The 26823-nt window shown below is 47.0% G+C and carries 24 protein-coding genes, 1 tRNA gene and 1 pseudogene; 22 read left to right on the top strand and 4 right to left on the bottom strand.

The window, feature by feature from the left end:
• Window positions 1-6 precede the first annotated feature (6 nt).
• The 4 genes from GWC95_RS15390 to GWC95_RS15375 are packed head-to-tail and all read left to right on the top strand — an operon-like array spanning window position 7 to window position 6401.
• Window positions 7-4107, top strand: a complete 4101-nt coding sequence (locus GWC95_RS15390) for a beta strand repeat-containing protein (protein ID WP_161819601.1) — start codon at window positions 7-9, stop codon at window positions 4105-4107.
• Between the two features lie 4 nt (window positions 4108-4111).
• Window positions 4112-4795: a hypothetical protein gene (locus GWC95_RS15385; protein WP_161819600.1), complete on the top strand. Its 684-nt coding sequence runs from the start codon at window positions 4112-4114 to the stop codon at window positions 4793-4795.
• Window positions 4792-5841 carry a PorV/PorQ family protein gene (locus GWC95_RS15380; RefSeq protein WP_161819599.1) on the top strand — a complete coding sequence of 350 codons (1050 nt, stop codon included), beginning with the start codon at window positions 4792-4794 and terminating at the stop codon, window positions 5839-5841. The genes GWC95_RS15385 and GWC95_RS15380 overlap by 4 nt, the downstream gene beginning before the upstream one ends.
• On the top strand, window positions 5838-6401 hold the full coding sequence (locus GWC95_RS15375; RefSeq protein WP_161819598.1) for a Crp/Fnr family transcriptional regulator: 564 nt from the start codon (window positions 5838-5840) through the stop codon (window positions 6399-6401). Before GWC95_RS15380 ends, GWC95_RS15375 begins: the two co-directional genes overlap by 4 nt.
• 17 nt (window positions 6402-6418) lie before the next feature.
• On the opposite strand, the gene GWC95_RS15370 is transcribed toward GWC95_RS15375, so the two are convergent.
• A complete protein-coding gene (locus GWC95_RS15370; RefSeq protein ID WP_161819597.1) occupies window positions 6419-7519 on the bottom strand; it encodes a ComEC/Rec2 family competence protein in 1101 nt (366 codons plus the stop codon).
• A gap of 170 nt (window positions 7520-7689) precedes the next feature.
• On the opposite strand from GWC95_RS15370, the gene GWC95_RS15365 reads away from it, so the two are divergent.
• Entirely contained in the window at window positions 7690-8445 is a 756-nt protein-coding gene (locus GWC95_RS15365; protein ID WP_161819596.1) for a metallophosphoesterase, read from the top strand.
• A 16-nt stretch (window positions 8446-8461) separates the two neighbouring features.
• On the opposite strand, the gene GWC95_RS15360 is transcribed toward GWC95_RS15365, so the two are convergent.
• Window positions 8462-9133 carry a winged helix-turn-helix domain-containing protein gene (locus GWC95_RS15360; protein WP_161819595.1) on the bottom strand — a complete coding sequence of 224 codons (672 nt, stop codon included), beginning with the start codon at window positions 9131-9133 and terminating at the stop codon, window positions 8462-8464.
• Between the two features lie 126 nt (window positions 9134-9259).
• On the opposite strand from GWC95_RS15360, the gene GWC95_RS15355 reads away from it, so the two are divergent.
• The 15 genes and pseudogenes from GWC95_RS15355 to GWC95_RS20080 all read left to right on the top strand — a co-directional run.
• Window positions 9260-10768 carry a serine hydrolase domain-containing protein gene (locus GWC95_RS15355; RefSeq protein ID WP_161819594.1) on the top strand — a complete coding sequence of 503 codons (1509 nt, stop codon included), beginning with the start codon at window positions 9260-9262 and terminating at the stop codon, window positions 10766-10768.
• 182 nt (window positions 10769-10950) lie between these two features.
• The gene (locus tag GWC95_RS15350) at window positions 10951-11364 is read left to right on the top strand and encodes a hypothetical protein (RefSeq protein ID WP_161819593.1); all 414 of its coding nucleotides are present in this window, start codon (window positions 10951-10953) and stop codon (window positions 11362-11364) included.
• Window positions 11365-11443: 79 nt separating this feature from the next.
• Window positions 11444-11743: a DUF4134 domain-containing protein gene (locus tag GWC95_RS15345; RefSeq protein WP_161819592.1), complete on the top strand. Its 300-nt coding sequence runs from the start codon at window positions 11444-11446 to the stop codon at window positions 11741-11743.
• A 2-nt stretch (window positions 11744-11745) separates the two neighbouring features.
• Complete coding sequence (locus tag GWC95_RS15340; RefSeq protein ID WP_161819591.1) at window positions 11746-12204, top strand: hypothetical protein; 459 nt, start codon at window positions 11746-11748, stop codon at window positions 12202-12204.
• Window positions 12201-12638, top strand: coding sequence for a hypothetical protein (locus tag GWC95_RS15335; RefSeq protein WP_161819590.1), 438 nt, complete (start codon window positions 12201-12203; stop codon window positions 12636-12638). Before GWC95_RS15340 ends, GWC95_RS15335 begins: the two co-directional genes overlap by 4 nt.
• Entirely contained in the window at window positions 12635-12997 is a 363-nt protein-coding gene (locus GWC95_RS15330; protein WP_161819589.1) for a DUF4133 domain-containing protein, read from the top strand. Before GWC95_RS15335 ends, GWC95_RS15330 begins: the two co-directional genes overlap by 4 nt.
• A complete protein-coding gene (locus GWC95_RS15325) occupies window positions 12969-15968 on the top strand; it encodes a TraG family conjugative transposon ATPase (protein ID WP_237722173.1) in 3000 nt (999 codons plus the stop codon). The genes GWC95_RS15330 and GWC95_RS15325 overlap by 29 nt, the downstream gene beginning before the upstream one ends.
• Window positions 15965-16594, top strand: a complete 630-nt coding sequence (locus tag GWC95_RS15320; protein WP_161819587.1) for a TerB family tellurite resistance protein — start codon at window positions 15965-15967, stop codon at window positions 16592-16594. The genes GWC95_RS15325 and GWC95_RS15320 overlap by 4 nt, the downstream gene beginning before the upstream one ends.
• A gap of 1 nt (window position 16595) precedes the next feature.
• Window positions 16596-17525 (top strand): conjugative transposon protein TraJ, encoded by a 930-nt coding sequence (locus tag GWC95_RS15315; RefSeq protein ID WP_161819586.1) that lies wholly within the window; start codon window positions 16596-16598, stop codon window positions 17523-17525.
• Window positions 17525-18142: a conjugative transposon protein TraK gene (traK, locus tag GWC95_RS15310; protein ID WP_161819585.1), complete on the top strand. Its 618-nt coding sequence runs from the start codon at window positions 17525-17527 to the stop codon at window positions 18140-18142. The genes GWC95_RS15315 and traK overlap by 1 nt, the downstream gene beginning before the upstream one ends.
• Window positions 18143-18144: 2 nt before the next feature.
• Window positions 18145-19290 (top strand): conjugative transposon protein TraM, encoded by a 1146-nt coding sequence (traM, locus tag GWC95_RS15305; protein ID WP_161819584.1) that lies wholly within the window; start codon window positions 18145-18147, stop codon window positions 19288-19290.
• Window positions 19280-20059, top strand: coding sequence for a conjugative transposon protein TraN (gene traN, locus GWC95_RS15300; RefSeq protein ID WP_237722172.1), 780 nt, complete (start codon window positions 19280-19282; stop codon window positions 20057-20059). The genes traM and traN overlap by 11 nt, the downstream gene beginning before the upstream one ends.
• 3 nt (window positions 20060-20062) lie before the next feature.
• Window positions 20063-21250, top strand: coding sequence for a hypothetical protein (locus tag GWC95_RS15295; protein ID WP_161819582.1), 1188 nt, complete (start codon window positions 20063-20065; stop codon window positions 21248-21250).
• A 5-nt stretch (window positions 21251-21255) separates the two neighbouring features.
• Entirely contained in the window at window positions 21256-21951 is a 696-nt protein-coding gene (locus GWC95_RS15290; protein WP_161819581.1) for a hypothetical protein, read from the top strand.
• A gap of 457 nt (window positions 21952-22408) precedes the next feature.
• Window positions 22409-23179, top strand: a pseudogene (locus tag GWC95_RS20080) (recombinase family protein); the annotation flags it as partial.
• Window positions 23180-23530: 351 nt separating this feature from the next.
• Here GWC95_RS20080 and GWC95_RS19625 read toward each other — a convergent pair.
• Together GWC95_RS19625 and GWC95_RS15280 are read right to left on the bottom strand one after the other, a co-directional pair.
• On the bottom strand, window positions 23531-23902 hold the full coding sequence (locus GWC95_RS19625; RefSeq protein ID WP_202630301.1) for a hypothetical protein: 372 nt from the start codon (window positions 23900-23902) through the stop codon (window positions 23531-23533).
• A 19-nt stretch (window positions 23903-23921) separates the two neighbouring features.
• Window positions 23922-23996 (bottom strand) — tRNA-Glu (locus tag GWC95_RS15280).
• A 299-nt stretch (window positions 23997-24295) separates the two neighbouring features.
• Here GWC95_RS15280 and gap point away from each other — a divergent pair.
• Window positions 24296-25312, top strand: a complete 1017-nt coding sequence (gap, locus tag GWC95_RS15275; protein ID WP_161819580.1) for a type I glyceraldehyde-3-phosphate dehydrogenase — start codon at window positions 24296-24298, stop codon at window positions 25310-25312.
• A 291-nt stretch (window positions 25313-25603) separates the two neighbouring features.
• Window positions 25604-26800 (top strand): phosphoglycerate kinase, encoded by a 1197-nt coding sequence (locus GWC95_RS15270; RefSeq protein ID WP_161819579.1) that lies wholly within the window; start codon window positions 25604-25606, stop codon window positions 26798-26800.
• Window positions 26801-26823: the final 23 nt, after the last annotated feature.

The following is a 26823-nucleotide window of genomic DNA, read 5'->3' as shown; positions in this document are numbered from 1 at the left end:
TTTGGTGTGGCGCAGATAGGTGGTACGATACGTGCGAATAATAACACTTATTCAGGATACCATTTTGTTGGGATGACCTACCGGTTTTATTACAAAAGCGGTACAAGTTATGTGCCGATCGGTACTTACACAATCCGTGATGTATCCGGCTCGTTGCAAACCAGTTTTGTCACCATCAATTCAACCTACTTCGATGGATCGCGATTGTACAACCCAATGATTCTGGAGAACACGTATGATCCTTCGTTACCGAATGAAGGTGGATTGCTCCAGACCTCATTCAATATGCCGCCTGGCGTATTCCCGAATCACGCGGGCATGCAGTTCGCGTTTACGATGGAAGCAATCGACCAGATCAATGTTACCTCACTTGAAACAGCATACAAGGATTTAATCAATCCCATCCTGCATCCGGGAAGTATGACGGCTCCTTCGATAAATGCATCGCAGACTTCACTCTGTAATGGCAATGCATCTTTTATCTCCACATCACCAGATTATTCCGGTACGTATAATTACCGCTGGTATCGCGACAATGTTGAGTTGGGTGAAACGGGTTCAGCTGTTACGACAACAATACCTGGAACTTACAAGGCGGCGATTTATGATGGCTGTATGTCAGCGACCACTGATGAGATTGTGATCAGTGCGGGATCGTCGCCAACGACACCGACGATTGTGACCAATACTGCTTCGCAATTGTGTGATGGTGCATCAGCTGTGATTTTTGTGCAGGGTTCTCCTTCCGGAACGATCACCTGGAGCAATGGCATGACAGGTAACAGCATTACTGTATCCGCTGCGGGTTCTTACACTGCGCGCGCGAGTAATGGTTGCGGAACTAGTGCGTGGAGTAATGCGGTTGGTTTTACCACACTTAATTCTCCATCCGCACCGAATGCGGTGAACTCCGGTGCGAGTAATTTATGCAATGGTTCATCGACCACATTGTATGCAGGTGGTTCTGCACCCTTTACCTGGTACAAGGATGATGTACCTTATAATTCAGGTAATGCACTTTCGGTAAATACTGCAGGAACCTATACCGTGAAGTCGAATAATAGCTGCGGATATTCTGCGGCAAGTAACCCAATTGTGATCACAACCGGTGCGCGACCTGTGGCACCGATTATTGCGACCAATATTTCAACACCACTTTGTCCCGGAGCGACAGCGCAGGTGTACGTGACCAACCCGACAGCGCCCGTCACCTGGAATACAGGGCAGTCGGGAACAAGTATTGAAGTTTCCACTGCCGGATCTTTTTATGCGACACAATCGAACAGTTGCGGAACGTCGTTGCAGAGTAATGTCATAACGTTCACGACAAAATCCATTGCGCCAGCCCCAACAGTTACGAGCAGCAGTGGAACATCATTGTGTAATGGATCGACAACAACGCTCAGCACGACGCCATCAGCAGGTGGTACGATCTACTGGACCAATGGCGCGATGGGTAATTCTATTACGGTAAGTAGTGCGGGAACCTATGCTGCGCGTGAAGCGACTGATTGTGGATTTGGGCCGTACAGTAATTCGATCACCATCACTGCGGGCTCTCCACCAGCCGCGCCAACTGTTACACCTCCTGGCAATTTTTTATTGTGCAATGGGGAGAGTGCAACGTTTACTTCATCGGGAACAAATATCACCTGGAGCAATGGTGTAACCGGCAATAGCATGACCACTGCCATTGCGGGGACGTATTATGCGACAGACAGGAATGGGTGTAGTAATAGTGCAAACAGTAATGCGGTTGTGGTCACAACGGGTAATTGCCCGACTCCGTCACCGGGTACTTCATTCTTTGTTTGTCCGGGTGGCTTAAAAACACTGGATGCGGGTGCGGGATATGAAACCTATTCCTGGAACAATGGGGAAACGACCCAGAAAATATCTGTAGGCCCGGGTAACTATGCAGTGACGGTAACAAAAAATGGTTGCTCTGCGACTTCGGTGATGGTGACGGTTGGTTATTATACTGTTGTCACTCCGGTGATCAATCCATCGGGGCCACTTACGTTTTGCAATGGCGGATCGGTGACACTTTCCGCAAGTACGGGATCAGCGTATGCGTGGAGCAATGGGGCGACTACCAATCCGATCACCGTTACCACACCGGGAACTTATTTTGTAACCGTTACGGATGCGAATGGTTGCCAGGCAACTTCTGCGAATACAACTGTCGTGGTGAATCCTTTGCCTACGGCTTCCATTGCGGGAACCAATGCGGTTTGCCAGAACAGCGCATCGCCATCGATTTTATTTACCGGTAATAATGCGATTGCGCCTTACACATTCTTTTATAAGATCAATGGTGGTTCGACGCAGACAGTTACGACAACGTCAGGTAACAGCGTAAGTGTTGTTGTGCCCACTTCTGCGTTCGGAATCTTTGCGTATGAATTGGTGGGGGTACAGGAGAGCAGTTCGACAACGTGTTATAACGCGGCGAGTGGAACTGCAACAGTTACCGTGAATGAATTGCCGGCTGCAACGATTGCCGGAACCACTACGGTTTGTAAAAACAGCAGCGCACCATCCATTACTTTTACCGGAAGCGGCGGTGTTGCGCCTTATACGTTCACTTACAGTATTAATGGTGGAACGAGTCAAACAGTGACGACAACATCTGGCAATAGTGTTTCTGTCAGCGTGCCGACTTCTGCGCCAGGAACGTTTGCTTATACACTCATCTCAGTAAAAGAATCAAGTGGTACTACCTGCAGCAATACTGCATCCGGAACAGCCACTGTTTCGGTTCGTGATCTGCCAAATGCATCAATTGCTGGATCAACAGCAGTCTGTCAATTTGCGGCAACGCCTAAGGTAACCTTTACCGGTTCTAATGGGGTTGCTCCTTACACATTCACTTACCGCATCAACGATGGGACAAACCAAACCATCACGACAACCTCGGGGATTAGCGTCTCGTTGCCTGTTCCGACAAATGTTGCAGGATCCTTTGTGTATACTTTGCTTTCTGTTGCTGAATCAGGTACTGCGACCTGTGCGAACACGGCATCGGGATCGGTTGAAGTAGTCGTCAACGCACAACCGGTGAATGCAATTATTGCCACGCCGAATACGCACCTATGTAATGGTGAAACGGGAAACATCACCGTGATGAACTGGCAGGAAGGATTTTCCTATACCTGGTACCGTGACGGCGTATTGTTTGCGACATCAACTGCGCAAAGCATTAGTGTTACGCTCGCTGGATCTTACACCGTGATGGTTACTTCTCCAGAAGGATGTACAGCGGCTGCTCTCTCAAATGTGGTTCTCATCACCGCAGGCACTATCTCAAATCCTGTGATTACCGGAAAGCTGAAAGTGTGCGAGGGAGGTAAGACAAACCTGTACCTGACACCAACGAATGCTTTGATGGCTTATGAGAAGATACTGTGGACGCATTTACAGAAGGAGCCACCGCTTTATGATTCAGTGAACAATTCGAACCGTTTTTCGGCTGCAGCCGGGCAGTATCGTATTCTCGTAAAAAGAGAAGGTTGCGTTGACAGCACATCGGTTGCTGTAACAGCAAATGATACTGAGGTTCCGGCTGGCGAGTTGACAATATTTCCAAAAGCAATTCCTTACGGCGGTAGAACAACACTTACCGCGCAAGTAAACAACACAGAACGATACGAATGGGATTTTGGTGATGGCCGTAAGGCTGTCACCGTTTCCGGTTCACTGGAACAGGCTTTCTTTAGCACACACGATACCGTGCTGGTGAGGTTGCGCGCGGTGAGTGAAACAAATTGCCAGGCTGATTTTACGGCGATGCTTTTGATCGGTAAGCCCGGTAAACCTTCCATACCTGATGTACCATTCGCGGGCAACCTGAAGGACTGGAATTTCTTTCCTGTACCCTTTCGCGAGGAATTAAAACTGTCGGTGATTTTGCAAAGAAATGAAAAGATAAGGCTGGATCTTTTTACGGGTGATGGTTCCTGGGTCCGCTCTTATGAATTTTCAGGAAAGAAAGGGGAGAACCTGTTTCAACTACACAAACTCGAATCCTTAGCACCAGGTGTTGTGTATTTCGTTACGGGTATTTACAATGGTGAGAAACACTACGATAAAATCTATAAATATTAATTCAATGAAACTTGCTCTGGTTTTAATTGCAGCTGTTGTAATGTATGGCTGCAGTGATAAATACAAAACGATCTATTCGTCGGCCTTAATTCCTGTGCTTGCCTTTAATCACGATACGTTGCATATCCGGGAAAAAGATTCACTAAACATTACGGGATGGCCGAACCCGATTCTTTGGGTGAAAAGCATTCCTTCTTTACCGGTGATGCATATGATGTTCAGTGAACCCACTGGCAAAGTTCATTTCATGTACCGGCAGGAACCGATGAGAGATTCGGAACCGATTATTGTGGCCGGTGATTCCACTTCGCTCTACTGTCATTGCGATATGGCGGGTGTTTATCCGGTTGATTTTTATCTCCTCGACCAGCTGGAAAGGGTGTCGACCAAACAGCTGATCGTGAATTGTCTTGCGAATGATAAAGCACGGGCTTCGCTTTCTGTTTCCTTCGTTGACAGTTCCCGGACCGATAACTGGGCATACCGCCTGGATGCGTCTGCTACTTCGAAGAAATATGGAAGGATCTATGGATACTATTTCAATGTTAACGGGCTCCCGTTCTATTCTTTCGATGCTTTTGTCGATTATGTATTTCACGCGAGGGGTGAACAAAAGATTTCTGTGTTTGTGAAAGATGATCTGGGCCTGCATTCGGACACTGTAACTGCTAAAATTGTAATACCATGAGATTGTTATTGGTGATTGTGTTTCTACCGGTTTTTGTTTTTGCGCAGTCCGCTGTGATTACCGCATTTCCTTCTTTGCAGATACCCACATCGAGCCGTGGCCTCGCGATGGGCAGCACAGGCATCGCCTCTGCTACTGAAAACCAGCAGTTGTTTTACAACGCCGCGAAGACGGCCTTCCTGCAAAATTTCCACCAGGCTTCTGTAAGTTATGTGCCGTGGATGCGTTCAGTGAGCAGTGATACAAGGCACTTAAGTCTGGGTTATGTCGCCAATGTTTTCAATACTTCTGCGATCGGATTACGCGTAGGCTATCTTGATCTTGGCAGGATCGCTGTGCGGGACAACAATGGTGCTACGCTGGCGGAATACAAAGCGAGGGAATACAATGTTGGGGCTTCGTATGCACTGCAGTTGAATGAGCGTGCCTCCGTATCTGTCGCAATGTGTTTGCTGGGACAAACTGCTTTTACGGACGGGCCGAAAAATGTAATGAGTTTTTGCGGTGATGTATCCTATTACCAGTTCACGGAGTTGGGAGATGTGAACAGGCGGATAGAATGGGGCGCTTCTCTTTCCAATGTCGGGCCGAAGATCAATTATGGATCTGACAAGACATCGCTTCCGATGGACCTGGGTGTTGGTATTGGATACTCGGGTGTGGATGAAGATGGGAGTGTATTTGCGGCGGGGCTGGATCTGCATAAATTACTCGTTCCTTCTGAGTCATCTGATAAAGGAATATTAGCAGGTATGATGGCTTCTTTTCGTGAGCCAGGGCAGTTGGGTTTGCTACGAGTCAATGCCGGAATGGAGTATGGGTACCTGGGTGAGTTTTTTCTGCGCGGAGGAGTGAGTATCGAGAATAAGAACAGAGGGAACCGGACTTTTTTTGGATTGGGCGTAGGGTACAAAGGATTTGTGCTTGATCAATCCTGGGGGATTGATTTTCATTACCTGGTTCCGTTTGGAACTGTGGCGGCTGTTTCGCCGTTTGGTAATTCGTTTGGATTTACGCTCAAAGTAAACTTTGGAAATTTTCAATGATTGAATTTTTTAATTATCTCAATTCAATCCAGCCACTGACGGCAGAGGCGACGGTTGCTGTCCTGAAAGCCAGTAAAACGAAAGCGCTGTATAGGGGACAAGTGTGGCTCCAGGAAGGTGCTGTATGCGATAGGTTAACTTTTGTTGTAAAGGGACTTATGAAGTCATACTTCGAGACGGATACGAAAGAAGTGATCATCAATTTTGCACGCGAGAATGAATTCATCCTCTCAGCGGAAAGTTATTTCAACGCGGTGCCCTCTAAGTATATCATCCGGGCGATCGAACAAACTGTGGTAGTTTACATCCAGCGCAGTGAACTTGATTATTTACTACACCGGTTTGCAGATCTCAACAAACACTACCTCATGATTGCGCAGGAACAACTACGAGCATTGGAAAAGCACGCAGCTCTTTTGTTGCTGCCCCCGAAAGAAAGGCCCGATGCATTGATGCGGGAACACGTCTGGATGATGCAGGGCAGGCTCACTGACCGTTCGCTGTACGGATATTTAGGCCTTGGTTGCAATGGGCTCGGTAAATGGCGGAACGAAAAATGAAAGGTTTGTAAAGCCAGTTACCTCTCTGTTACTACTGTGTAATGCGCATTTTTATCTGCAGTTATGGAAACAGTTCCGTTCCAATCAGTAGCAAAAATATTATGCTTAATTGTTGCCATTCTGAACACAGGGGTCTTTGTGGGATCTTTCGGATCCTGACCTTTGATTCCAATGTGTTTTTTAACCGGTTTTTCCAGGAGTCCCGGTATATGGGCCTCTAAAAGGTCAATCGCTTTTTTATTGGGATGGCCATACGCGTATGTCGTAAATTTTGTCGATGAACTGTCTGCAGGGTTTAGTCCGAATGTCCAATTTCCTACATTGATCACGGCGTATTTTGGCTGAACCGCAGTGATCCAGGGTTCAGTGGTGGCATTAGCCGAACCATGATGGCCAACCTGGAGAACATCGGCTTTCAATGCCTGCGGCGCGCCCTCATACCAGGATAGGACCTTGGTGATCCCGGCTGTTTCCAAATCGCCCATAAACAGGAAACTTGCTTTCCCAAATATTACCTTGATAATAAGACTGTGGTTGTTTTCCTTAGGGTCACTGACTTGTCCTTCAGCAAAAGCACCACTGTATACGCGGATCTCCGGATCGGTACCACCGGTCTTCCCATCAACGGCATCTATCAATTGATCGGTATAACCCGCTTTGTTTTTACCCTTGGTTACTTTGTCGAATGTAATCGCTTCGTACTTGATACCGAGCTCGCCTTTGTACTGCTGCATCAATAGTTGTCTTACGCCGCTTCCTTTGGGATTGTTGTGGCCGTTGTCTACATAATTCAGAATTGTAAAATGTTCTGCCACATCCAATAATGCCATGTCATGGTCAATGTGCTGGTGTGTGACAAAAACTGTATTCAGCGTCCGGTTGAGATCTTTTCTCCGGTCAAAAAATTTGTCGAGGAACAGGTGTACATTTTCTTTCATTTCCGGCTGGGCACCCGCATCGATCAGAACTGCGCCATTGGGAAATTCAAGAACCATGGATTGTGCCTGGCCAACGTTGATGTAGTGGACAGTCATCACATCGCCGGATTGCGTGAAGGCTGCCGTTGATATCAAGAGACAGCAGAAAACTTTTACGACCAGTACAGAAAGACTTTTCATTGTGCAGGGTTTTGGTCCTTCAATATTGTCATAAAATTCCGATCATGCAAGCGTAGTTCTACTGAATTTTATCTTGCGTTCAGTTTCAATGGATTGTATTCTGTTTTTCTTAAGAGTTATAAGAATTAGCCCGGTGATCGTCATCCGGTTGCTAATTTTGCGTTTCCATTATGCCCGTACAATACTGCTCTGACCTGCACCTTGAATTCGAAGAAAACAAAGATTTTCTGCGGCGGAACCCTATAACTCCTGTCGCGGATATTCTTATCCTGGCAGGTGATGTTTGCCTGCTAAACTCTGTGCATCTGCACGATGATTTTTTCGGTTATGTTTCCAAAAATTGGAAGTATGTATACTGGATCCCCGGCAACCACGAATACTATCACGCCAATGTAGCCGATCGCCCTGATTCATTTTGTGAAACTATCAGGCCCAATGTATTTCTTGTCAACAACTACGCTGCGGTTCATTCAGGCGTACGATTTTTATTCACAACGTTGTGGTCTTATGTGTCTCAAATGAATGAAAAAATCGTTGCCCGGAATGTAAATGACTTCCATATTATCAGGTATCAAAACCGGGGGCTGACTGTTCCAGATGTTAACCGGCTGCACCTGAAGAGTCTTGGCTTTCTTCAATCCTCCTGGGAAGAACCGGCACATAAGACTACAATCGTAACTCACCATGTTCCTACGTTGCAAAATTACCCGCCACAATTCCTGGGCAATGCGATCAATGAAGCGTTTGCGAGTAACCTGGATGAGCTGATTATGTCCTCCGGAGCAGACTATTGGATATATGGACATCATCATGCAAACATCCCTCCGTTCAAGATTGGGGATACGACTTTGGTAACGAACCAGCTGGGTTATGTTCGGTCAAAGGAGCATGTGAAATTTTACCAGGCGGCAGTAATTCCGCTGTAAGATCGCTTGGTACTATTCAATGCCTGGCCGCATCCTGCTCGGCGGTCAGCTTGTCTTTGAGTTCCTGAATCAGCACATGGTAGTTTACAAGGTTGCTGTCTGCTATCAGCAGATTGTTTTCAAGCAGCCTGATCTTTCCCGAACTTCCTACTATCAGCCGATAATTTTTTCCATTCAGGTTTTTTGATACAGTGGAATCCGGAGATAAGTAAGTTGACGGTTGATTGGCGTGTCCAATAGAGCTGTTTTGCCGCTGCTGAAAAATTAACAGCATTGCTACAACGAGAACGGCGAGCGACAGTGCTATCACAAGGGTTTTCTTTTTAGATTTCTGCTGGGTTTGTGATTGTATTTTCTCCATGGTTGGCCTGCCTGTTATTACGGCATGGAGGACATAGCCTTTTTTCGGCACCGTTTCAATTACCTGTTTGCCGGTGTCTGCCAGGGCTTTTCTTAACATTGAAATTCCCTGGTGCAGACCATCCTCTGCTCCACCATAGTCGTTCCATATTTTGGAAATCAGTAGTTCACGGGGCACCAATTTTCCTTGATTTTCGGCAAGGATCTGTAAAATGTGGATCAACCTTGGTTCGAGCCGGGTTTGCAAACCTGTTTCACAGTTTGTGAGCATGTTGAGTGAAGCGTCGACTGAGAACCGATTGTTCAGCACAAAAAAGGCCTTATCCATGGGAATTTTGAATAAAACTACTGAAAAGGGAAGGTTTTGACCGCCCTATAGGTAAAGAAAAGGTTTTCTATAGATGCAAAAGGGCGAATTGCAGGGAGGTTTGTATTCTAATCAAATTACCTACTGATGAAACTTAAGGCTCTGATTCCCTGTCTGCTGATTGTGACTATTACGTTTGCCCAAAGTCCCGCTCAGAAATTAGACAGTTTATTTAACTCGCTATACAATTACAGCCAGTTTAACGGCAATATCGGTGTGGCAGAGAATGGATCAACTATTTACTTTAAATCATATGGGTTATCCGACTTTGCTACCAAGCAACTCAACCAGGAGCAGTCGGGATTTTCCCTGGCTTCCGTTTCAAAAGTTTTTACATCCGTCGCAATTCTTCAACTAAAAGAAAAGGGAAAATTGAAACTGGAAGACTTTGTCAGCAAGTATATTCCTGATTTCCCGTACCCGTCTATTACCATCCGCCACCTGCTTACCCATACATCCGGTTTGCCAGACATTGACATCTTCCGCCAGCAGGTGCGAGACAATCCCGATAAGGTATTTTCCAACAGGGACCTGGTGCCCGCACTCAGGACAGGAAACCTGCCATTGGAGTTTCAACCCGGTGAGAAATATCAATATACCAATAGCAACTACATTCTACTGGCCTTGTTATTAGAAAGGATTTCAAAACAGACATTCCAGGCATACATCCAAAATAACATCTTTGGTCCAACAGGGATGACCCATACATACTTCCAAAAAGACAGTACGAACCCGGAGAACAGGAACCGTGTGGTAGATCATGATTATCCATTTCTTTTTTCAACTGAATTGGAGAATGTAGACAGCTTACCCAAACACAGGGTCCGGATGCTTAATTTAAGCGGCTTTGTTGGCAATGGGAATATCATAACAACAACGGGTGATATGCTGAAATTTGACCAGGAACTTTATTCAGGGAAGTTAGTTAACCAGTCTTCCCAGCATGAAGCTTTTACACCCAACAAATTGAATAATGGACAGATCGTCCAAACCACTTTTGGGGGCGAGAAAGCTTCCTATGGACTCGGGTGGTTTATTCTTTTGGATAGTTCTTATGGAAGGATTGTCGGGCATACCGGTGGTGTACCTGGCGCATTGAGTTTATTGTTGCGGAACATTGATAAAAAACAAACTGTTGTTCTCTTTGACAACGCATTTAATAAAAGTCTTTATAAAAGCGGTATCAATGCAATGAACCTTCTTAACAACCGTCCGCTTCAGATTGCGAAACAATCACTGGTCAAAACATATGGAAGTACATTGGTGAATCACGGCGTGGATATCGCTTATGTAAAATTCCAGGAGTTAAGAGATGATGCTTCACACTACTATGTCAGCGAAGATGAAATGAACGATCTCGGTTTGCAGCTTCTTTATGAACCAACATTTGCAAATCACAACCAGCTTGCATTAGAAGTCTTGAAACTGAATACTCTGTTATTCCCCAACAGCTTCAATACCTATGATAGCTATGGGGAAGCACTCGCAAAAGTGGGCAAAAGAAAAGAAGCCATTTCCATGTATCGAAAATCTATCAATATCAACCCAGAGAATGATGCGGGTAAAAAAATGCTTGAGTCATTGTTGAAAGAATAGCACAGGTTGTTGAAAACTGATTGTTGAAACCGGCCCCGAAAGGGGCTTTTGGTTTTTACGTAGCCGGAACCGATATTTATTTTGACTTTCACTTTTAGTGAGTTTTATTCCTGCCTTGCCACGAATGGTGATCAATCTCTTGGTGATCCCAAAATAGCTTTGTGTAACAAAAGGCAAAGCAAATGTTTACTTCTTTCAGCTGGACCAATTACTTCCTTCTTACCGGCTTTCTTGTTCTTGGTTATGCAATTGTCATTCTTGTCTTCTACTACCGCATTGAGATGCGAAATCTGTTTTTTGGAAAGCCTGACGCCCTCAATGAAATGATCGAACGGCCGGTGGCAGCGATTGCTGAACCGATGCAACTGGTCCACGAGCTGGTAAGTGAACTGGGTGTAGTGATCCGTAAAGCAGCAGAGGACAGGATTGTCGAAAACGAGTTGTTTTTCGGGCTGCAACAGGTTGTGAGAAATTATTTGATCCTGCGGGATACGGAGTTTAAGTCGCGTATCAATCTTTTCATTAAGGATGAAATGGAAATCTGTGGTTTAGCGCCGATAGCAGAAGAGCAGTTTGCGTTGTTGTGGAGGGATTAATTGAATGGCTCCATCCACTGTGAAGAGATTGGTGTGAGGGGTGGGTGGAGCTTTTTTAGAACAAGGAAATGTGTGAGTGATGATGCGAATAAGATTGTTGTATGTGATCGTGTTTGTTTTTGTCTGCCAGTTTATACATGCGCAGGATGGAAACGCGGGTATACAGGATGCAAATACTAAGGTGAGAAGTTATTTCACCAGCGGAACGCAACTGATGTATGCAGTTGGTGCGATCGTTGGACTCATCGGTGCGGTGAAGGTGTTTCAGAAATGGAATGCGGGTGATCACGATACGGGCAAGGTGGCAGCGGCCTGGTTTGGCAGCTGTGTATTCCTGGTGGTTGTGGTGACAGTGATTAAAGCCTTCTTTGGAATTTAGGTATGAGCAGCAGGAGAGCCAGGCAATTACCGATCATCGATATAGGCGGAACAAAATTTTACCTCGACCTGCGCCTGAACCAGTTTCGTGATATTGACAACTGGGCAAACAGCATCAACCTCGATCATCTCTACGAGATAACAACGGGTGAGTTAAAACTGGGGTTTGACCGGAAAATGAAAAACCTGTTTGCGGGAACACGGGAAGAATTTGATGCGTGCAAACATGCCGTAGAGATTACGCTGCCACCCATGCATGAAATGGATCCATTGGGCGTATTGTGGAAACTCGAAGAAGATGGGTGGATCAGTGCTGAAGAATCAAAGGCGCAGACAGACCAACTACTCAAACAGTACATTATCCATGAGAGCGGGATGGTCCTGCAGAAAAAGCAGCCGACGGTCAAACTACTCGAAAAGAAAATAAGAAAGACGAACAAACAACGGAGGAAACGATTATGAGTGACAAACTACAGGGCCTGCTACTGGGCTATATCCGGGAAAACAATCCTGAACTTTTACAACAACTTGATGAGGATGATGCGTTGCATGCGTGGGTGCTTGAAAAGATTCATGACGTGGAGCTTGTCCTTCAACATTCTAAACCTGGTCGAATCCCGGATGGTGAGTTCCTCGATCTGATGACGGCATCCTTAAAACCTTCACGGTTTCACTACATGCGTGATTTGCTGGAAGACCAGTTCCCGGAAGAGTTTGATCAGCTGCTTGCTTCTGGAACCCTTCGTTTTGAGATCATACAGTTGATCGGATTGTGCGGTCATTTGTTTGAGGAGATGCCATTGCGCGCCGACATGGAAGAAAATGTACAACTCGATTATGCGGTGAAGAATGTCGTGTTTCAGCATCTTTTGAGTATCCCTGCTGACGGTTTATGAGCAGTGTGTATGAGATCAACAAGGGCATTGGTAAACCTGTTGTGTTCAAAGGTTTAAAAGCGCAGTGGATCTGGTGGCTCGGTGGAGGCATCGTCGGTTTGCTCTTGTTGTTTGCGGTGATGTATTTGGCTGGTGTCTCAATGGGTGTTTGTGTCTTTGTTATTGGTGTGCTGGGAAGTGGATTGTTTGTGTTGGTATATCGACTAAGCCGCAAATATGGTGAGCATGGGTTGATGAAGGCGATTGCGTTTAAGTCAGTTCCGAAAAGATTGAAAGGTGTGAGTGACCAAAGTATAAGAAAGAATTTGTGCGATGAGAAAAGTAAACGAAATGTTACCGATCTGGGCGGTCGAAAATGATGCGATCCTTTCGAAGATGGGAGACATCACGATCGGTTACAGGGTAGAATTGCCTGAGATCTTTTCAATGTGCGCTGCGGAGTATGAATCGTTTCATCACGCATGGATAAAGGCGATTAAGTTGCTGCCTTCGCATGCTGTTTTGTATAAACAGGATTTGTTTACAGAAGGACGGCATGCGGGTGATTTTGAGAAAGCGCATTCGTTTTTATCGCGGAGCAGTGAGCGTTTTTTTCACGAACGGCCTTACCTGGATCATGATTGTTTTTTGTTTTTAACGAAGCTGCCGAGGGGGCGTGTGGTTCCCAGTTCCGCGTTCTCGACGCTTCTGCGTAAACACATTGTTCCGGTAGACACATTGGACGAGAAGTTCTTTGATTCATTCGCTCAAGTTTGCGGACAGTTTGAAAGGGTTTTGTGTGACACTGGATTGGTACGGATGAAGAGAATGGGTAACAGCGAGCTGGTAGCAGCTGTGAACCGTTACCTGAACCTCGGCACCGATCTGGTGTTGCGTGATCTTTCATTTGATGGAGGGTTACAGATTGGTGAGAAGCATTGTGCATTGTTTACGATGGCGCATGCAGAAGATCTGCCTTCGCACTGCGGGCCCCGCATCACGTTGGAAAAGTATTCAACCGACCGGACAAAATTCAGTACCGGGTTTGCTTCCCCTGTTGGTCAGTTGTTGTCGTGCAATCATGTGTACAGCCAATACCTGTTTACCGGTGATGGAGAGGCAGCGATCAAAAAACTGGAATCAAAGAAACTGCGTTTGCAGAGTTTGTCTGCTTACAGCCGTGAGAACGCAATCGGGCGGGATGCTACAGATGCTTTCCTACAGGAAGCAGTTGTTGCGGGCAGAATGCCAGTAAAGGCGCATTTCAATGTGCTGGCGTGGACGGAGAAGAAAGAGGAAGTAAGCCATTTACGAAATCTTTGTGCTGCGGCTTTGGCACAAATGGATGTTGTTCCGAAAATCGAAACCGTGGGCGCTCCGCAAATATATTGGGCGGGTATTCCCGGTAACGGGGCCGACTTTCCAGGGAATGAAACCTTCTATACATTTTCAAACCAGGCGTCCTGCTTCTTCAACCTGGAGACCAATTACCGTTCTTCTCCGAGCCCAATCGGTTTGCGTGTTAGTGATAGAATTTCCGGACGACCACTGCATATCGATCTGTCGGATGAGCCGATGAGTCGCGGCATAATCACCAACCGGAACAAGATCATCATCGGGCCCTCGGGAAGCGGTAAGAGTTATCTGACAAATCACATGGTGCGTTCTTATTACGAGTGCGGTTCGCATGTGGTGATCGTGGATGTGGGACATTCCTATCGTGGTCTGTGCGAAATGTTGGGTGGTACTTATTTCACTTACTCAGAAACCACGCCGATTTCTTTCAATCCATTTCACCTGGGTGCTTCGGATGTGTTGGATACAGAGAAGAAAGAAAGTCTGAAGAACCTGCTGATCGCGCTATGGAAAAAAGACGATGAAGGATTTAACCGCTCGGAATATGTCGCACTTTCAAACGCCTTACAGTTGTACTATGCTGCGACGATCCCGTTCCGGTGCTTTGATTCATTTTACGAATTTTTAAGTCGTGAGTTTGTTGGTGTGTTGGCTGAACAGGGAGTAAAGGAAAAAGATTTTGATGTTTCCAATTTTCTATATGTACTGCGACCGTTTTACATAGGTGGTGAATTTGATTACCTGCTGAACGCTACTGAGAACCTGGATTTGTTGTCACAACGGTTTATTGTGTTTGAGTTGGATAACATTAAAGACCACCCCATCCTGTTTCCCGTGGTAACGATCATATTGATGGATGTTTTTATCGCTAAGATGCGGAGGCTGGAAGGGATACGAAAAGTGTTGCTGCTGGAAGAAGTATGGAAAGCCCTCGCGCGTGAAAGTATGGAAGAAGCGATACAGTACTGGGTGAAAACAATCCGCAAATACTTTGGCGAATTGTGGCTGGTGTCCCAGGAGATCGAGGACATGATCTCATCTGCGATCGTCAAGAATTCGATCATCAACAACTGTGATTGTAAGATACTGCTGGATCAATCCAAGTACCAGAACAAGTTTTCCCAGGTGCAGGAGTTGCTGGGATTCAGTGACAAGCAGACGGAGCAGGTGTTGTCCATCAACAAGGCGAATGCGTCTGGTGAAAAATACAAAGAAGCTTATTTCTCCACGCACAACAAAGTGTACAGGATACAGGTGTCGCCCGAAGAGCATTTGTGTTATACAACGGAGCAAACGGAAAAGATGAAAGTGATGCAAGCAGCGAAAAAATTTGGAAGTATGGAGGCGGGGATTAAAGCGCTGTTGTTATGTGCGCTATTGTTTGTTTCCACTACTGTACCTGCGCAGATCCCGATCATCGGAACCATTGTCGCCAAAGTGATCAAGGCGATTGACCTGAAGGTGCAGAAGATTCAACTGCAGACGATGTGGTTGCAGAACGCGCAAAAGGAAATGGAAAATAAACTTCATGCACTGAAGCTGGATGAGATCAGATCCTGGACGGATAAGCAGCGCGCCCAGTATGACAACTATTTCAAGGAGTTGGAAACAGTGAGAAGTTCTGTTTTACGGTTCCAGCAGGCAGCAGGTATTGTTGAAAGCCAGGTTGACATCGTAAAGGAATACAATGAGGCCAGGCGTCTGCTATCCGTCCGGTCACTCTATACTGCTTCGGAGATGCAACAGATCGGCGTTATGCACTCAGGGATACTGAAACGAAGTTTAGCATGCCTGGATCAGTTGGCATTGGCATCCGGTAAGACTTCTATGACCGATGGTGCACGGTTGGAACTGGTCGCATGCGCCGCTGCTGCGATGGATTCCTGCCTGGCCGATATGCGGCGTGTGAATTATGATGTTCTACAGGTCAACGACAAGCGGATCGCGGACAAAGCAAACATTGAGAGAATGCGAAAACTAATTGGAAAGCCATGAAAAGGAAAGTTGTGTTGTATGTGCTATTGGTATTGGTATTTTTTAGGTCTTCGGCCCAGGTGCGGGAACTGGAACAGCTGGCACTCAATATCCAGAAGCTCGCCCAGTTGAAGGCCATGTACCAGTCAATGGTTAACGGTTATCACACCCTCTTAAAAGGCTATGATCTTGTGATTAATGTGTCAAAGGGAAATTTTGACCTGCACAAAAATCACCTCGATGGGCTGATGGCAGTCAATGCACCGGTAAAGAACTATGGGAAGATTGAATACATCTCAGCAACGCAGGAACTGCTTATTAAAGACAACCGTGCAGGATACTTGCGGTGTGTTGCGAGCAAGGCTTTTAGTTTGACTGAACTTTCTGCGAGACAAAGTGAAGGATTCAAACTGCTTAATGAAAGTGTGAAACATCTGGATGAACTATTGTTGGTAGTCACACCCGGTAAACTCCGGATGAGTGATGCCGAGCGGATTGCGGCCATTGACAGGATCGGTGATTCGATGGCAAACCTGCTTGCTGAAGCCAGGAAGTTGAACGCAGCGAATGATGCATTGATGGTGTTGCGCGGCCAGAGACAAAAGGATGTAAAGGAGATGAAGACATTAAACGGTATAAAGAACTGAGATGAAAAGTCTGCATTTGATACTGGATCAACTCTACCGGGAAATGATGCCTTTGTGTGCACAGCTGATCGGTGTGTCGCGTTTGATTGCGGGTTTTGGAGCATTGTGGTTTATCGGTATGCGCATCTGGCGGCATATGGCGAATGCAGAACCTGTGGATTTATATGCATTGCTGAGGCCTTTTGTTTTGGGGTTTTGTATCCTGGTTTTTCCTTCAGTGGTGGCGCTCATCAATGGCGTGTTGCAGCCAACGGTTGCGGGAACGGAAGCGATGGTGAAGAATTCGAACGCTGCTATTGAAAAATACCTGCTGCTGAAAGATTCGAGCACGATGGGGCTTGGTGCGTTGAACCCTGCCAACTGGATACGTGAACTGCTCCGTTTCTTGTTGGAGCTTGTTTTCGAAGCAGCTTCACTTTGCATCAATACTATACGTACGTTTTACCTGGTTGTGCTTTCGATTCTCGGGCCTTTTGTTTTTGCAATCAGTATTTATGATGGGTTTCATCACACCGTTACTGTATGGCTTGCGCGGTATGTAAACGTGTTTCTGTGGTTGCCGGTCGCGAACATCTTTGGTGCGATGATCGCGAAGATCCAGGAGAACATGATCCTTGCGGAAGTCGCATCGACCGGCGCTTATGATATGACGGGTACAGCGTACCTGGTATTCCTGCTGATTGCCATCGTAGGTTACTTCACTGTGCCTTCCGTTGCGAACTATATCGTGAATGCAGGTGGCGGTAATGCGCTCGTGCATAAGATCAGTTCGTTTGCTACTTCGGCAACAAAATCTGCAGCCGCAGCGGCCACGGGTGGTGGAACCATGGCAGCAGACGCATATGGAAACAGCGCTTCACGCATGAGCGGGAACATGGCAGACAATGCCACCAGCAATGCTTATTTCAAAGATAAAATCGGTGGAAAGTGATGTTCAGGCAGTTGAAGAACGTAGACTCGGCTTTTCGCTATGTGAGGGGTTTTACGCTGGTGCTGGTGTGTTGCTGTTTCCTGCTTTGTTGTTTTGTTCTCTTTAAGAGTTATGAATTGTCGGCGCGGTTGTCGGACAGGATTTATGTGATGGCGGGCGACAAGGCGATTGAAGCATTTTCAGGATCGCGTCGTGAGAATATTTCAGTAGAGGCGAGGGATCATGTGCGGACTTTTCACACAGCTTTTTTTTCACTCGATCCGGATGAGAAAGTGATAGAAGGAAACCTACGCCGGGCTTTGTACCTCGCTGATGTGAGTGCGAAACGACAGTATGATAACCTGAAAGAAACCGGCTACTATGCCGGCGTGATATCCGGTGACATCAGCCAGGAGATCAGTGTTGACAGCGTTTTGGTAGACACGCGTGTTTCACCGATTGCTTTCCGCTGTTATGGTACCCTATCGATTATCCGCCCAACAAGTATTGTCATCCGTAGTTTGGTTACACAGGGATATTTAAGAAATGTGGCACGAAGTGATCACAATCCGCATGGTTTCCTGGTGGAAAAATGGGAGACAGTTGAGAACAGGGATTTGAAAACAGAAACAAGATGAGTATGGAACATTCACAACAATTTTTGAAACGCAGAAAATTTCTGGTGGCACTTCCTTTGATCATGTGGCCATTTGTGACGATCGTATTCTGGTTACTGGGAGGCGGATCTGGTGCTGCTGCTGGAACAGCGCCGGTGAAGAGCGGATTGAATACGCAGTTGCCTGATGCTAAGAATGCGGGAACATCGATGGTTGACAAGATGAGTTTCTATGCGATGGCTGATCGTGATTCGGTGAAGCGGGGTGAGCAGATCAGGATGGATCCTAATTTTTCACCGATGCAGGAAAAGCCAGTAGCGAAAGCAGGGAAGCTCAATACGTCTTTCGCTTCGCGCGGAGAGATCGATGATCAGCAAGAGAAGATCAATGAGCGTTTAAGGATGTTGCAGACTTCCTTACGCGATCCTGTACGAAAACCAATTGCTTTTGAAGATGTTTCGACCCGCGAGATTCCGGTTGTGAAGGAAAGGCAAAGCGACCCAGAGATGGAGGCGATCAATAGCACGCTCGAAAAGTTACTGGATGTGCAGCACCCTGAAAGAGTGAAGGAAAGAGTGGTTGAGAAAAAACCGGTTGGTTATTCCGTGCGTGTAAGCGGTTCTGAGAGCGCAAGTTATTTTGGGAAAACTGATACAGTTCGCAGCGGGTTTTATGGATCGGATGATGCGGGTACTGTTGGTGCAGCAGCTGGCGAGATTGCGGCGGCCATTCATGGTGGGCAGGTGTTGCAGAATGGGAGCGTTGTGAAGCTGCGATTGCTCAACCATGTATTCGTAAATGGGGTGCAGGTTCCGGTGGGAAGTTTTGTGTATGGTATTGCAGCGTTACAGGAAGAGCGGCTGCATGTTTCTGTCTCTGCGATCCAGTTTGAGAATCATCTGTTCCCGGTTTCATTGAAGCTGTTTGACATGGATGGTGTTGAGGGCATCTATGTGCCAGGATCAGCCACAAGAGAAGTGGCGAAACAATCCGGAGAACAGGCAGTGCAGTCATTGGGTATCGTGAACATGGATCCGAGTCTGAAGGCACAGGCTACTGCGGCCGGGATCAGTGCCGCGAAAGGTCTCCTGACAAAGAAAGTGAAGCTGGTGCGGGTTACGGTAAAAGCGAATTATAAAGTCCTGCTGAAAGATGAAAATGCGAAATAGGATGCGTGTGTGCGGTTTGGTAATCGGGATGCTGTGTTGTTTTGAGTCGATCGGGCAAAGCGATTCTCTGCTGCGCATTGAAGTGGCTGTGCAGAAAACGACGAGCGTTGTTTTTGGCTCAGCGATTGTTTCGATTGATCGCGGAAGTACATCCATTATTGTGCAGAAATCGACGGAGAACATTCTGAAGGTGAAAGCTGCTGCGGACAGTTTGGTAGAGACCAATTTAACAGTGGTGACTGCAGCAGGGAAATTGTACTCGATCCTGGTCCGTTACAATTCCAATCCCGCCAATCTTTCCGTGTATGTGGATCATGAGGCAACCGTGCCTGCCAAACATGTGCTTGCGCCGGTCTGCGAAGATGTGCTCAAACAGAAAGCAAACCTGGTGGGTTTGACTTTCACAGCAAGTAAAATGTCGTTGCGTTTACTGGGTTGGTATGTGCGTGGGGCAAATATGTTTTGCAAACTGAAAATTGAGAACCGCTCACAGATCGGCTATGATATCGACCAGTTGCATTTCTATATCCGCGATAATTCTGTTGTTAAAAGAACCGCGTTGCAGGAGATCATCCTTCGCTCCACTCACCTGGAAGGTGACACCATCACCATAGCAGCGCACAGTTCGCGCGTGTGGATCGTGGCGCTGGACAAATTCACCGTGCCTGACGACAAACACTTCGCCATTGAAATCCTCGAGCGAAATGGGGGCAGGCACCTCTACCTGAAATCTTATAACAGGCAGGTCATGCTTGCCAAAGAATTTTAAACTATGGAAGTTCCTGATTTGATCTCGCCGGAAGTGTGGGACAAGGTCCGCGTGGCAATGGCTAACCAGGAGCATTGGGCGGCTTACAACAATACTTTGCTTTTTGTTCACGAAGATGATCTGAAGTTTTTTACAAATCCTTCGGACGCAGAAGATTTTGCATTTGATCCTGACCGCGAGAATGAAAAATGGAAAGTGGTCCGGATCAACAGCCTTGAAGACTTTCAGCAAAAAGTTGAATCGGTAATGCCGGGAGTTGTGTACAAGCCTGTTGAAGAAATTTCCGTGGTAGCCGAAGAAAAACTTTATACCATGGGTGAATTATTAAAAAATAAAACAATCGTTATGAATGCAGACAACCTCGAGTATTTAAAGAACCAATTGTTTTTCCTTGGATTTGGTGAAGGGCTTGCCGGACAGCTGGAAGAGAGAATGAAACAGCAGTTGCCTGAGTTCAGCCTGAATGCTACACACCAGTTTGGGAGTGACAAAATGGAGGCGGTGATCCATTTCAGGCACAATGAAAAAGATGGAAAGCAGGCTTATTTCTGCAACCACTATATCGCCACTTTGCTGCGTGAAGACAAGAACCGTTCGCAGTTCATCTACATCAATGGCAAGGGTCAGAATGTAACTTTTAAAGAGGCCTGCAACCTGCTCAACAGCCGTTCCGTTTTCAAAGAACTTACGCCCAAGGATGGAGAACCTTATAAAGCGTGGCTTCGCATCGATCACGAAAAAATGGATGAACGTACGGGTTATCCCAAACTGCGCCAGTTCTCCGCAAACTGGGGATTCGATTTGAAAGAAGCGATCGGGCGGATGGATTTTAAAGGAATGAAGTACGACGACCAGATGAAAGGTCTCATGAAGTCACTGCAGAAGGGAAATGAAACAAAGGCCACACTTCTGAAAGATGGCAAAGAAGTTCCGGTGGTGCTTTCTGCCAACCCGATGCTTCGTACGCTGAACATGTATGATCTTAAGGGGGAACCGATGTTTTATCCTGCACAGAAAGTGGAACAAAAATATGGCCAGGCCCCTGCGGATGCCGCGAGACAGGAGGCTGTGCTCAATGATTCCGGAGTTAAATACGAAAAGAAAAACCTGCTGGATAAGAACAAGCCTTCGAATGGCTTGCTTGATAAGAAACCCCGTAATAGTCAATCGCGTTCGCGCAAAATTTCTTAGCACTTATGGACGAGAAAAATATTCTGGCGCTCAAAGCCCGGCTGGTACAGCTGGGTTTTGAGCCGGCGGTGGAAACTGTGTTGCGATGCAATGTATGTTTTGGCGCGGATGCGTTTGATGTGTTTTGTTCGCGGGTTGTTGGGAGTGATAGCTTTCATTTTGTGGTGCATGCAGAGAGAGCTGATGACCAATACGCGTTGAAGTATTATTCGGCTACGTTGCGTAAGCAGGTGTTGGTGCCTACGGAGCTGGCTGCGCTCGATCAATCAATGGGCGCATTGGACTGGCGTTTACTTGTATCCGGTAAAAATGAAATCGTCCCACTGGACAGCGCAACGATTGACCGGGCGCATGAAGTGTTGGTGCAATTGCAAGAGACTGTCGATGCTGCTGATATTGTAAAATACAAATACTGGAGTGGAACATCGCTGGAGCCGATGGTCTCGCAGCTCGCGACCTTAAAAAGTGAATGGGAGATCAGTGAGCGTTTCCATTTTTATGATGAAACGGTGCTGATCACTTTTGATGATGCGGTAAGATTTCTAAGCAGCCGGTGGATGGAGAAACAAATGCATGCGCGCAAGAAACTGCTGGTGAAAAAGTCTTCGGGTGGTGGATCTGGAAGTGGCGTTGCCGAGGGGAAACTGCTCACTAAAAATTCACGGCGGATACAGAAACGTCGGAGCGATATAAACAAGTAAGGTGCTTTGCGATTTCTTTGATACCATCGCTGAAGACCCACGGATCGGTACTGGTCATATTGTGGTATACCTCGCGCTGTTGCATCTGTGGGAGCTACACGATCAACCGGTTGTGATGCAGGTCGCTGCCTTTGAAATCATGCGGTATGCCAAGTTCCGGAAGCGGGACACTTACCTCGTACGGATAAAAGATCTGGCTGCTTTTGGATATATCCGATACACCCCTGCAGAGAACGAATATGTGAAGGCAGAAGTGTCTTTCAGGAAATTGTAACCGGCGTTTGACAGCCGGTTTTTTTGTGTACATGAAACTGTGAGAAATGAAAGAATTGACACCTGAAAAAGTGATGGAAATATTGACGGAAAACGGTACCTTAGTAACTCTAGATGAGGCCCGAATCATACTCTCCTTCATGATTAATCTGGCCACAATAATCCTTGACCAAATTTTTGAATCATGACAGCAGATCTCTACATCCGTGTGAGTACGGATGAACAGGCCGAACGAGGCTATTCGCAACGTGACCAGGAAGAACGTTTGCGCAAATATTGTGTACTGCAGAACATAACGGTACGCAATGTTATTTATGAAGACCATTCCGCAAAAACCTTTAACCGTCCGCAGTGGATCCGGTTCCTTGACGGATTGAAAAAGAAGAAAGGCGAGATTGATCGCATCCTGTTTATCAAATGGGACCGATTCAGCAGAAACGCGGGCGATGCTTACCAGATGATCAACACGCTTCGCAAGTATGGTGTAGAACCGCACGCAGTGGAGCAGCCGCTGGATCTCGACATTCCTGAAAACAAAATCATGCTGGCGTTTTATCTAGCTGCGCCGGAAGTCGAAAATGATCGCCGTGCCCTCAATACATTCAATGGTATGCGGCGTGGGCGTAAAGAAGGAAGGTGGATGTCAGGCGCTCCGATCGGCTATGTAAACAAGACAACAGAGGATGGCAAAAAGTACATCGCCATCAACGAGCCTAAAGCCGCTATCATCCGTTGGGTATTTGAACAGGTGGCAGAAGGAAAACTTCATGTGGAGCAAATCCTGAAGGCAGCGCAATTGCGTGGTGTGCGCGTTACGAAATCCACCATGTGGCGTTCTCTGCGAAATCCGGTGTACTGCGGAAAAATATTGGTAAAAGCACACAAGGATGAACCGGACATCCACGTAAAAGGTAATCATGAGGCGATCATCTCTGAGGAACTTTTTTATGATGTACAGGATTTCCTGAATGGGAAGAAAAAGCGCTCCAAACGCACGACTATTTTTACCAGTGAGGATTTTATTCTGCGCGGCTTCCTGATCTGTCCCAAATGCGGCAAGAATTTAACAGCGAGTGCGTCGGTTGGCAGAAAGAATAAGTTATACCCCTATTATCATTGTCATTACAGCTGCGGAACCCGTTTCAAATCAGCTTTCGTCAACGAGGCATTTGCGGATCACCTGATGAAATACGCCGCACGGCCCGGAATGGCCATTCTTTTCCAGTTTGTGATCAAAGGTTTGTACCAACGCGATTGGGCAAAGAAATCGGAACAGCAAAGTCACCTGACCGAACGGCTTGACGCGCTACATGAGAAAATGAAAAGGGCCAGGGGGAAATTTATGATGGATGAAATCTCTAAAATGGAGTTTGCGGAGTTTAAAAAAGAATGTGATGCCGATATCGAAAAGCTGGAAAATAAGCTGATCCAGGCTGCCGGTCGGCTCGAACAGATCGATACCCTCCTCCAGCAATCCATCGATAACCTGATGAACCTGCGTTATTTCTTTGAAAAAGGCAGTATTGACGGAAGGAGACGGATCATAGGTTCGATCTTTCCGGAAAAGTTCGTTTTTGATGGAACTGATTTTCGAACCACCCGGGAGAATGAGGTAGTGCGGCTGGTATACAGCATTGACAAGGGTTTGGACAAAAAAAATACGGGACAAATCGATCATAATTTCGAATTGTCCCGTATGGTAGCCGGTACGGGAATCGAACCCGTCTTTGCCCCGTGAAAGGGGGCTGTCCTAACCGATAGACGAACCGGCCGTTTTTCTTATCGGGACGCAAAAATAGGCGCAACTCCCTTTTCTGCCAAATCATTTTTAAAAAAATCAGGAAGCCCAATGTTTTCAAGGGTTTCACCGGGGCGGTCTCCGGTCATACGGCGTTTTTTGTGCGAATTCACGGTTTTTTACGCTTCGATGGACCTGGTTTTATCGTTCCCGGTCGATCATCCATGCTTCCCGCCCCCCGATCCTTCATCAAAATTTATCACCACAAATCTTTCCAATCATCGTAATTTTGCAACTCGTTTTCGATTTCTTAATCATTAAATACGGAATTCAATGAGTACAGTAAAAGTTGCCATCAACGGTTTTGGACGTATCGGCCGTTTGGTATTTCGCCAGATCTATAACATGGAAGGAATTGAAGTAGTTGCCATCAACGATTTAACAAGTCCGCAGGTATTGGCTCATTTATTGAAATACGACAGCGCCCAGGGCCGTTTCGAAGGCGCTACCGTTACCTCCACAGAAGATTCAATTGTTGTGAACGGTGATACCGTTAAAATATACGCGCAGAAAGACCCTTCCCAGATTCCATGGGGCTCGCACGGGGTTGATGTTGTCATCGAATCAACCGGGTTCTTTGCCGATAAGGAAAAAGCCTCCGCTCACCTCAAAGCTGGTGCAAAACGCGTAGTGATCTCCGCACCCGCAACCGGCGACCTGAAAACCGTTGTTTACAACGTCAACCACAGCATCCTCGACGGTTCTGAAGACATTATCTCCTGCGCTTCCTGCACCACCAACTGCCTCGCGCCAATGGCGAAAGTGCTCAACGATCAGTTCGGGATCCAGACCGGTATCATGACCACCATCCACGCCTATACCAACGACCAGAACACCCTCGATGCCCCGCATCCGAAAGGCGATCTGCGCAGGGCCAGGGCCGCGGCTCAGAACATCGTTCCCAACAGCACGGGCGCCGCAAAAGCAATCGGGCTGGTACTGCCCGAACTCAAAGGCAAACTCGATGGCGGCGCACAACGCGTGCCAACCATCACCGGGTCGCTCACAGAACTCTGCAGCATCCTCAATAAAAAAGTAACGGCAGAAGAGGTTAACGCAGCCATGAAAGCCGCCAACAACGAAAGCTTTGGCTACAACGAAGACGAGATCGTAAGCACCGACATCATCGGCACGCACTTCGGCTCCATCTTCGATGCCACACAAACCAAGGTAATGACCGTTGGCGATGCCCAACTCGTAAAAACAGTAAGCTGGTACGACAACGAAATGAGCTACGTAAGCCAGCTCGTTCGTACAGTGAAATACTTTGCAGGATTGATCTCTAAATAAACAGGTCAATGCTTTTTCGTAACCAGCAGTGGTAATCCTGCCCGGCACCTGTTGTGTCACTCACTTCAGCGTCCGGATCAGCATTCAGCAAATACAAATAAGTAGGGCCCCGGCAAATACAGCCGGGGCTTTTTGTGCCGGTCAGGTGATGCTTTCTCTCCGGCCGTTTGCGCCGTTCCCGGTTATATTATTATTTTCTTTAGCGGATACTGGCATTGGCCGCTTCTACCTATCCCATTAAAGGATTAACTTAGCAGAGGAACAAGGCACCTAAAAGAAAAATTCTATCCCATGAGCAAATTCACAGACCACAATTTCAAAAATCAAAAAGCGCTGATCCGCGTAGACTTTAACGTTCCGCTGGATGCAAACTTCACCATCACCGATGATACGAGGATGAAAGCCACCATCCCCACCATCAAAAAAATATTGGGCGATGGCGGCAGCGTTGTTTTGATGAGTCACCTGGGCAGGCCCAAAGACGGTCCTTCAGACAAATATTCCCTCAAACACCTCGTAAACCACCTCATAAAATTACTCGACGGCGCCACCGTAAAATTTGCAGACGACTGCATCGGCGAAGAGGCCAGCCAAAAAGCGGCCGCATTGCAACCCGGTGAAGTATTGCTCCTCGAGAACCTGCGCTTCTACAAAGAAGAAGAAAAAGGCGACGAGGCATTCGCAGAAAAACTAAGCAAACTGGGCGATGTCTACATCAACGATGCATTCGGCACCGCACACCGCGCACACGCATCTACCGCGGTGATCGCAAAATTCTTCCCGGGCGATAAAAAAATGTTCGGGCTGGTAATGGAAGGCGAAGTGGCAAGCGCAGAAAAAGTAATGCACCAAAGCGAAAAACCATTTACCGCCATCATCGGCGGCGCCAAAGTGAGCGACAAGATCCTCATCATTGAAAACCTGCTGGAGCGCGCAACAGACATCATCATCGGCGGCGGAATGGCCTACACCTTTATGAAGGCGCAAGGCGGATCGATCGGTAGCTCTCTGTGCGAAGACGACCGCCTGGACACTGCGAGGGATCTTCTAAAGAAAGCAGAAGAAAAAGGAGTTTGCATCCACCTTCCATCCGATTCCGTGATCGCCGACCGGTTTGCGGCAGATGCCGATATCTCTTCGGCCCCCAGCAATGAAATTCCCGCGGGATGGATGGGCCTCGACATAGGCATGAACGCATGCGAACAATTCACCAACTGCATCAAACGCTCCAAAACCATTTTGTGGAACGGCCCGATGGGTGTTTTTGAAATGGAAAAATTCCAGCACGGCACCAAGGGCATCGCTACCGCTGTTGCCCAGGCAACACAAGCCGGCGCGTTCTCGCTGGTAGGCGGCGGCGACAGCGTGGCCGCGGTAAACCAGTTCGGTTTCGCCGATAAGGTCAGCTATGTTTCCACCGGCGGCGGCGCACTTCTCGAATATTTTGAAGGAAAAGTGCTGCCGGGCATCGCGGCAATTAACGGGTAGAAAACTGTTTCAGTTAAAGAGGT

Source organism: Sediminibacterium roseum (assembly GCF_009939005.1).
Classification (GTDB): domain Bacteria; phylum Bacteroidota; class Bacteroidia; order Chitinophagales; family Chitinophagaceae; genus Sediminibacterium; species Sediminibacterium roseum.
Note: the sequence above shows the minus strand (reverse complement) of the source record. Positions and strands in the feature narration are given on the sequence as shown.

Bases quoted from the DNA above. Each gene is read 5' to 3' on its own strand.
- GWC95_RS15385 (WP_161819600.1), top strand. From the start codon at position 4,112: ATGAAACTTGCTCTGGTTTTAATTGCAGCTGTTGTAATGTATGGCTGC.
- GWC95_RS15380 (WP_161819599.1), top strand. From the start codon at position 4,792: ATGAGATTGTTATTGGTGATTGTGTTTCTACCGGTTTTTGTTTTTGCG.
- GWC95_RS15375 (WP_161819598.1), top strand. From the start codon at position 5,838: ATGATTGAATTTTTTAATTATCTCAATTCAATCCAGCCACTGACGGCA.
- GWC95_RS15370 (WP_161819597.1), bottom strand. From the start codon at position 7,519: ATGAAAAGTCTTTCTGTACTGGTCGTAAAAGTTTTCTGCTGTCTCTTG.
- GWC95_RS15365 (WP_161819596.1), top strand. From the start codon at position 7,690: ATGCCCGTACAATACTGCTCTGACCTGCACCTTGAATTCGAAGAAAAC.
- GWC95_RS15360 (WP_161819595.1), bottom strand. From the start codon at position 9,133: ATGGATAAGGCCTTTTTTGTGCTGAACAATCGGTTCTCAGTCGACGCT.
- GWC95_RS15355 (WP_161819594.1), top strand. From the start codon at position 9,260: ATGAAACTTAAGGCTCTGATTCCCTGTCTGCTGATTGTGACTATTACG.
- GWC95_RS15350 (WP_161819593.1), top strand. From the start codon at position 10,951: ATGTTTACTTCTTTCAGCTGGACCAATTACTTCCTTCTTACCGGCTTT.
- GWC95_RS15345 (WP_161819592.1), top strand. From the start codon at position 11,444: ATGATGCGAATAAGATTGTTGTATGTGATCGTGTTTGTTTTTGTCTGC.
- GWC95_RS15340 (WP_161819591.1), top strand. From the start codon at position 11,746: ATGAGCAGCAGGAGAGCCAGGCAATTACCGATCATCGATATAGGCGGA.
- GWC95_RS15335 (WP_161819590.1), top strand. From the start codon at position 12,201: ATGAGTGACAAACTACAGGGCCTGCTACTGGGCTATATCCGGGAAAAC.
- GWC95_RS15330 (WP_161819589.1), top strand. From the start codon at position 12,635: ATGAGCAGTGTGTATGAGATCAACAAGGGCATTGGTAAACCTGTTGTG.
- GWC95_RS15325 (WP_237722173.1), top strand. From the start codon at position 12,969: ATGTTACCGATCTGGGCGGTCGAAAATGATGCGATCCTTTCGAAGATG.
- GWC95_RS15320 (WP_161819587.1), top strand. From the start codon at position 15,965: ATGAAAAGGAAAGTTGTGTTGTATGTGCTATTGGTATTGGTATTTTTT.
- GWC95_RS15315 (WP_161819586.1), top strand. From the start codon at position 16,596: ATGAAAAGTCTGCATTTGATACTGGATCAACTCTACCGGGAAATGATG.
- traK (WP_161819585.1), top strand. From the start codon at position 17,525: ATGTTCAGGCAGTTGAAGAACGTAGACTCGGCTTTTCGCTATGTGAGG.
- traM (WP_161819584.1), top strand. From the start codon at position 18,145: ATGGAACATTCACAACAATTTTTGAAACGCAGAAAATTTCTGGTGGCA.
- traN (WP_237722172.1), top strand. From the start codon at position 19,280: ATGCGAAATAGGATGCGTGTGTGCGGTTTGGTAATCGGGATGCTGTGT.
- GWC95_RS15295 (WP_161819582.1), top strand. From the start codon at position 20,063: ATGGAAGTTCCTGATTTGATCTCGCCGGAAGTGTGGGACAAGGTCCGC.
- GWC95_RS15290 (WP_161819581.1), top strand. From the start codon at position 21,256: ATGGACGAGAAAAATATTCTGGCGCTCAAAGCCCGGCTGGTACAGCTG.
- GWC95_RS19625 (WP_202630301.1), bottom strand. From the start codon at position 23,902: ATGATCGATTTGTCCCGTATTTTTTTTGTCCAAACCCTTGTCAATGCT.
- gap (WP_161819580.1), top strand. From the start codon at position 24,296: ATGAGTACAGTAAAAGTTGCCATCAACGGTTTTGGACGTATCGGCCGT.
- GWC95_RS15270 (WP_161819579.1), top strand. From the start codon at position 25,604: ATGAGCAAATTCACAGACCACAATTTCAAAAATCAAAAAGCGCTGATC.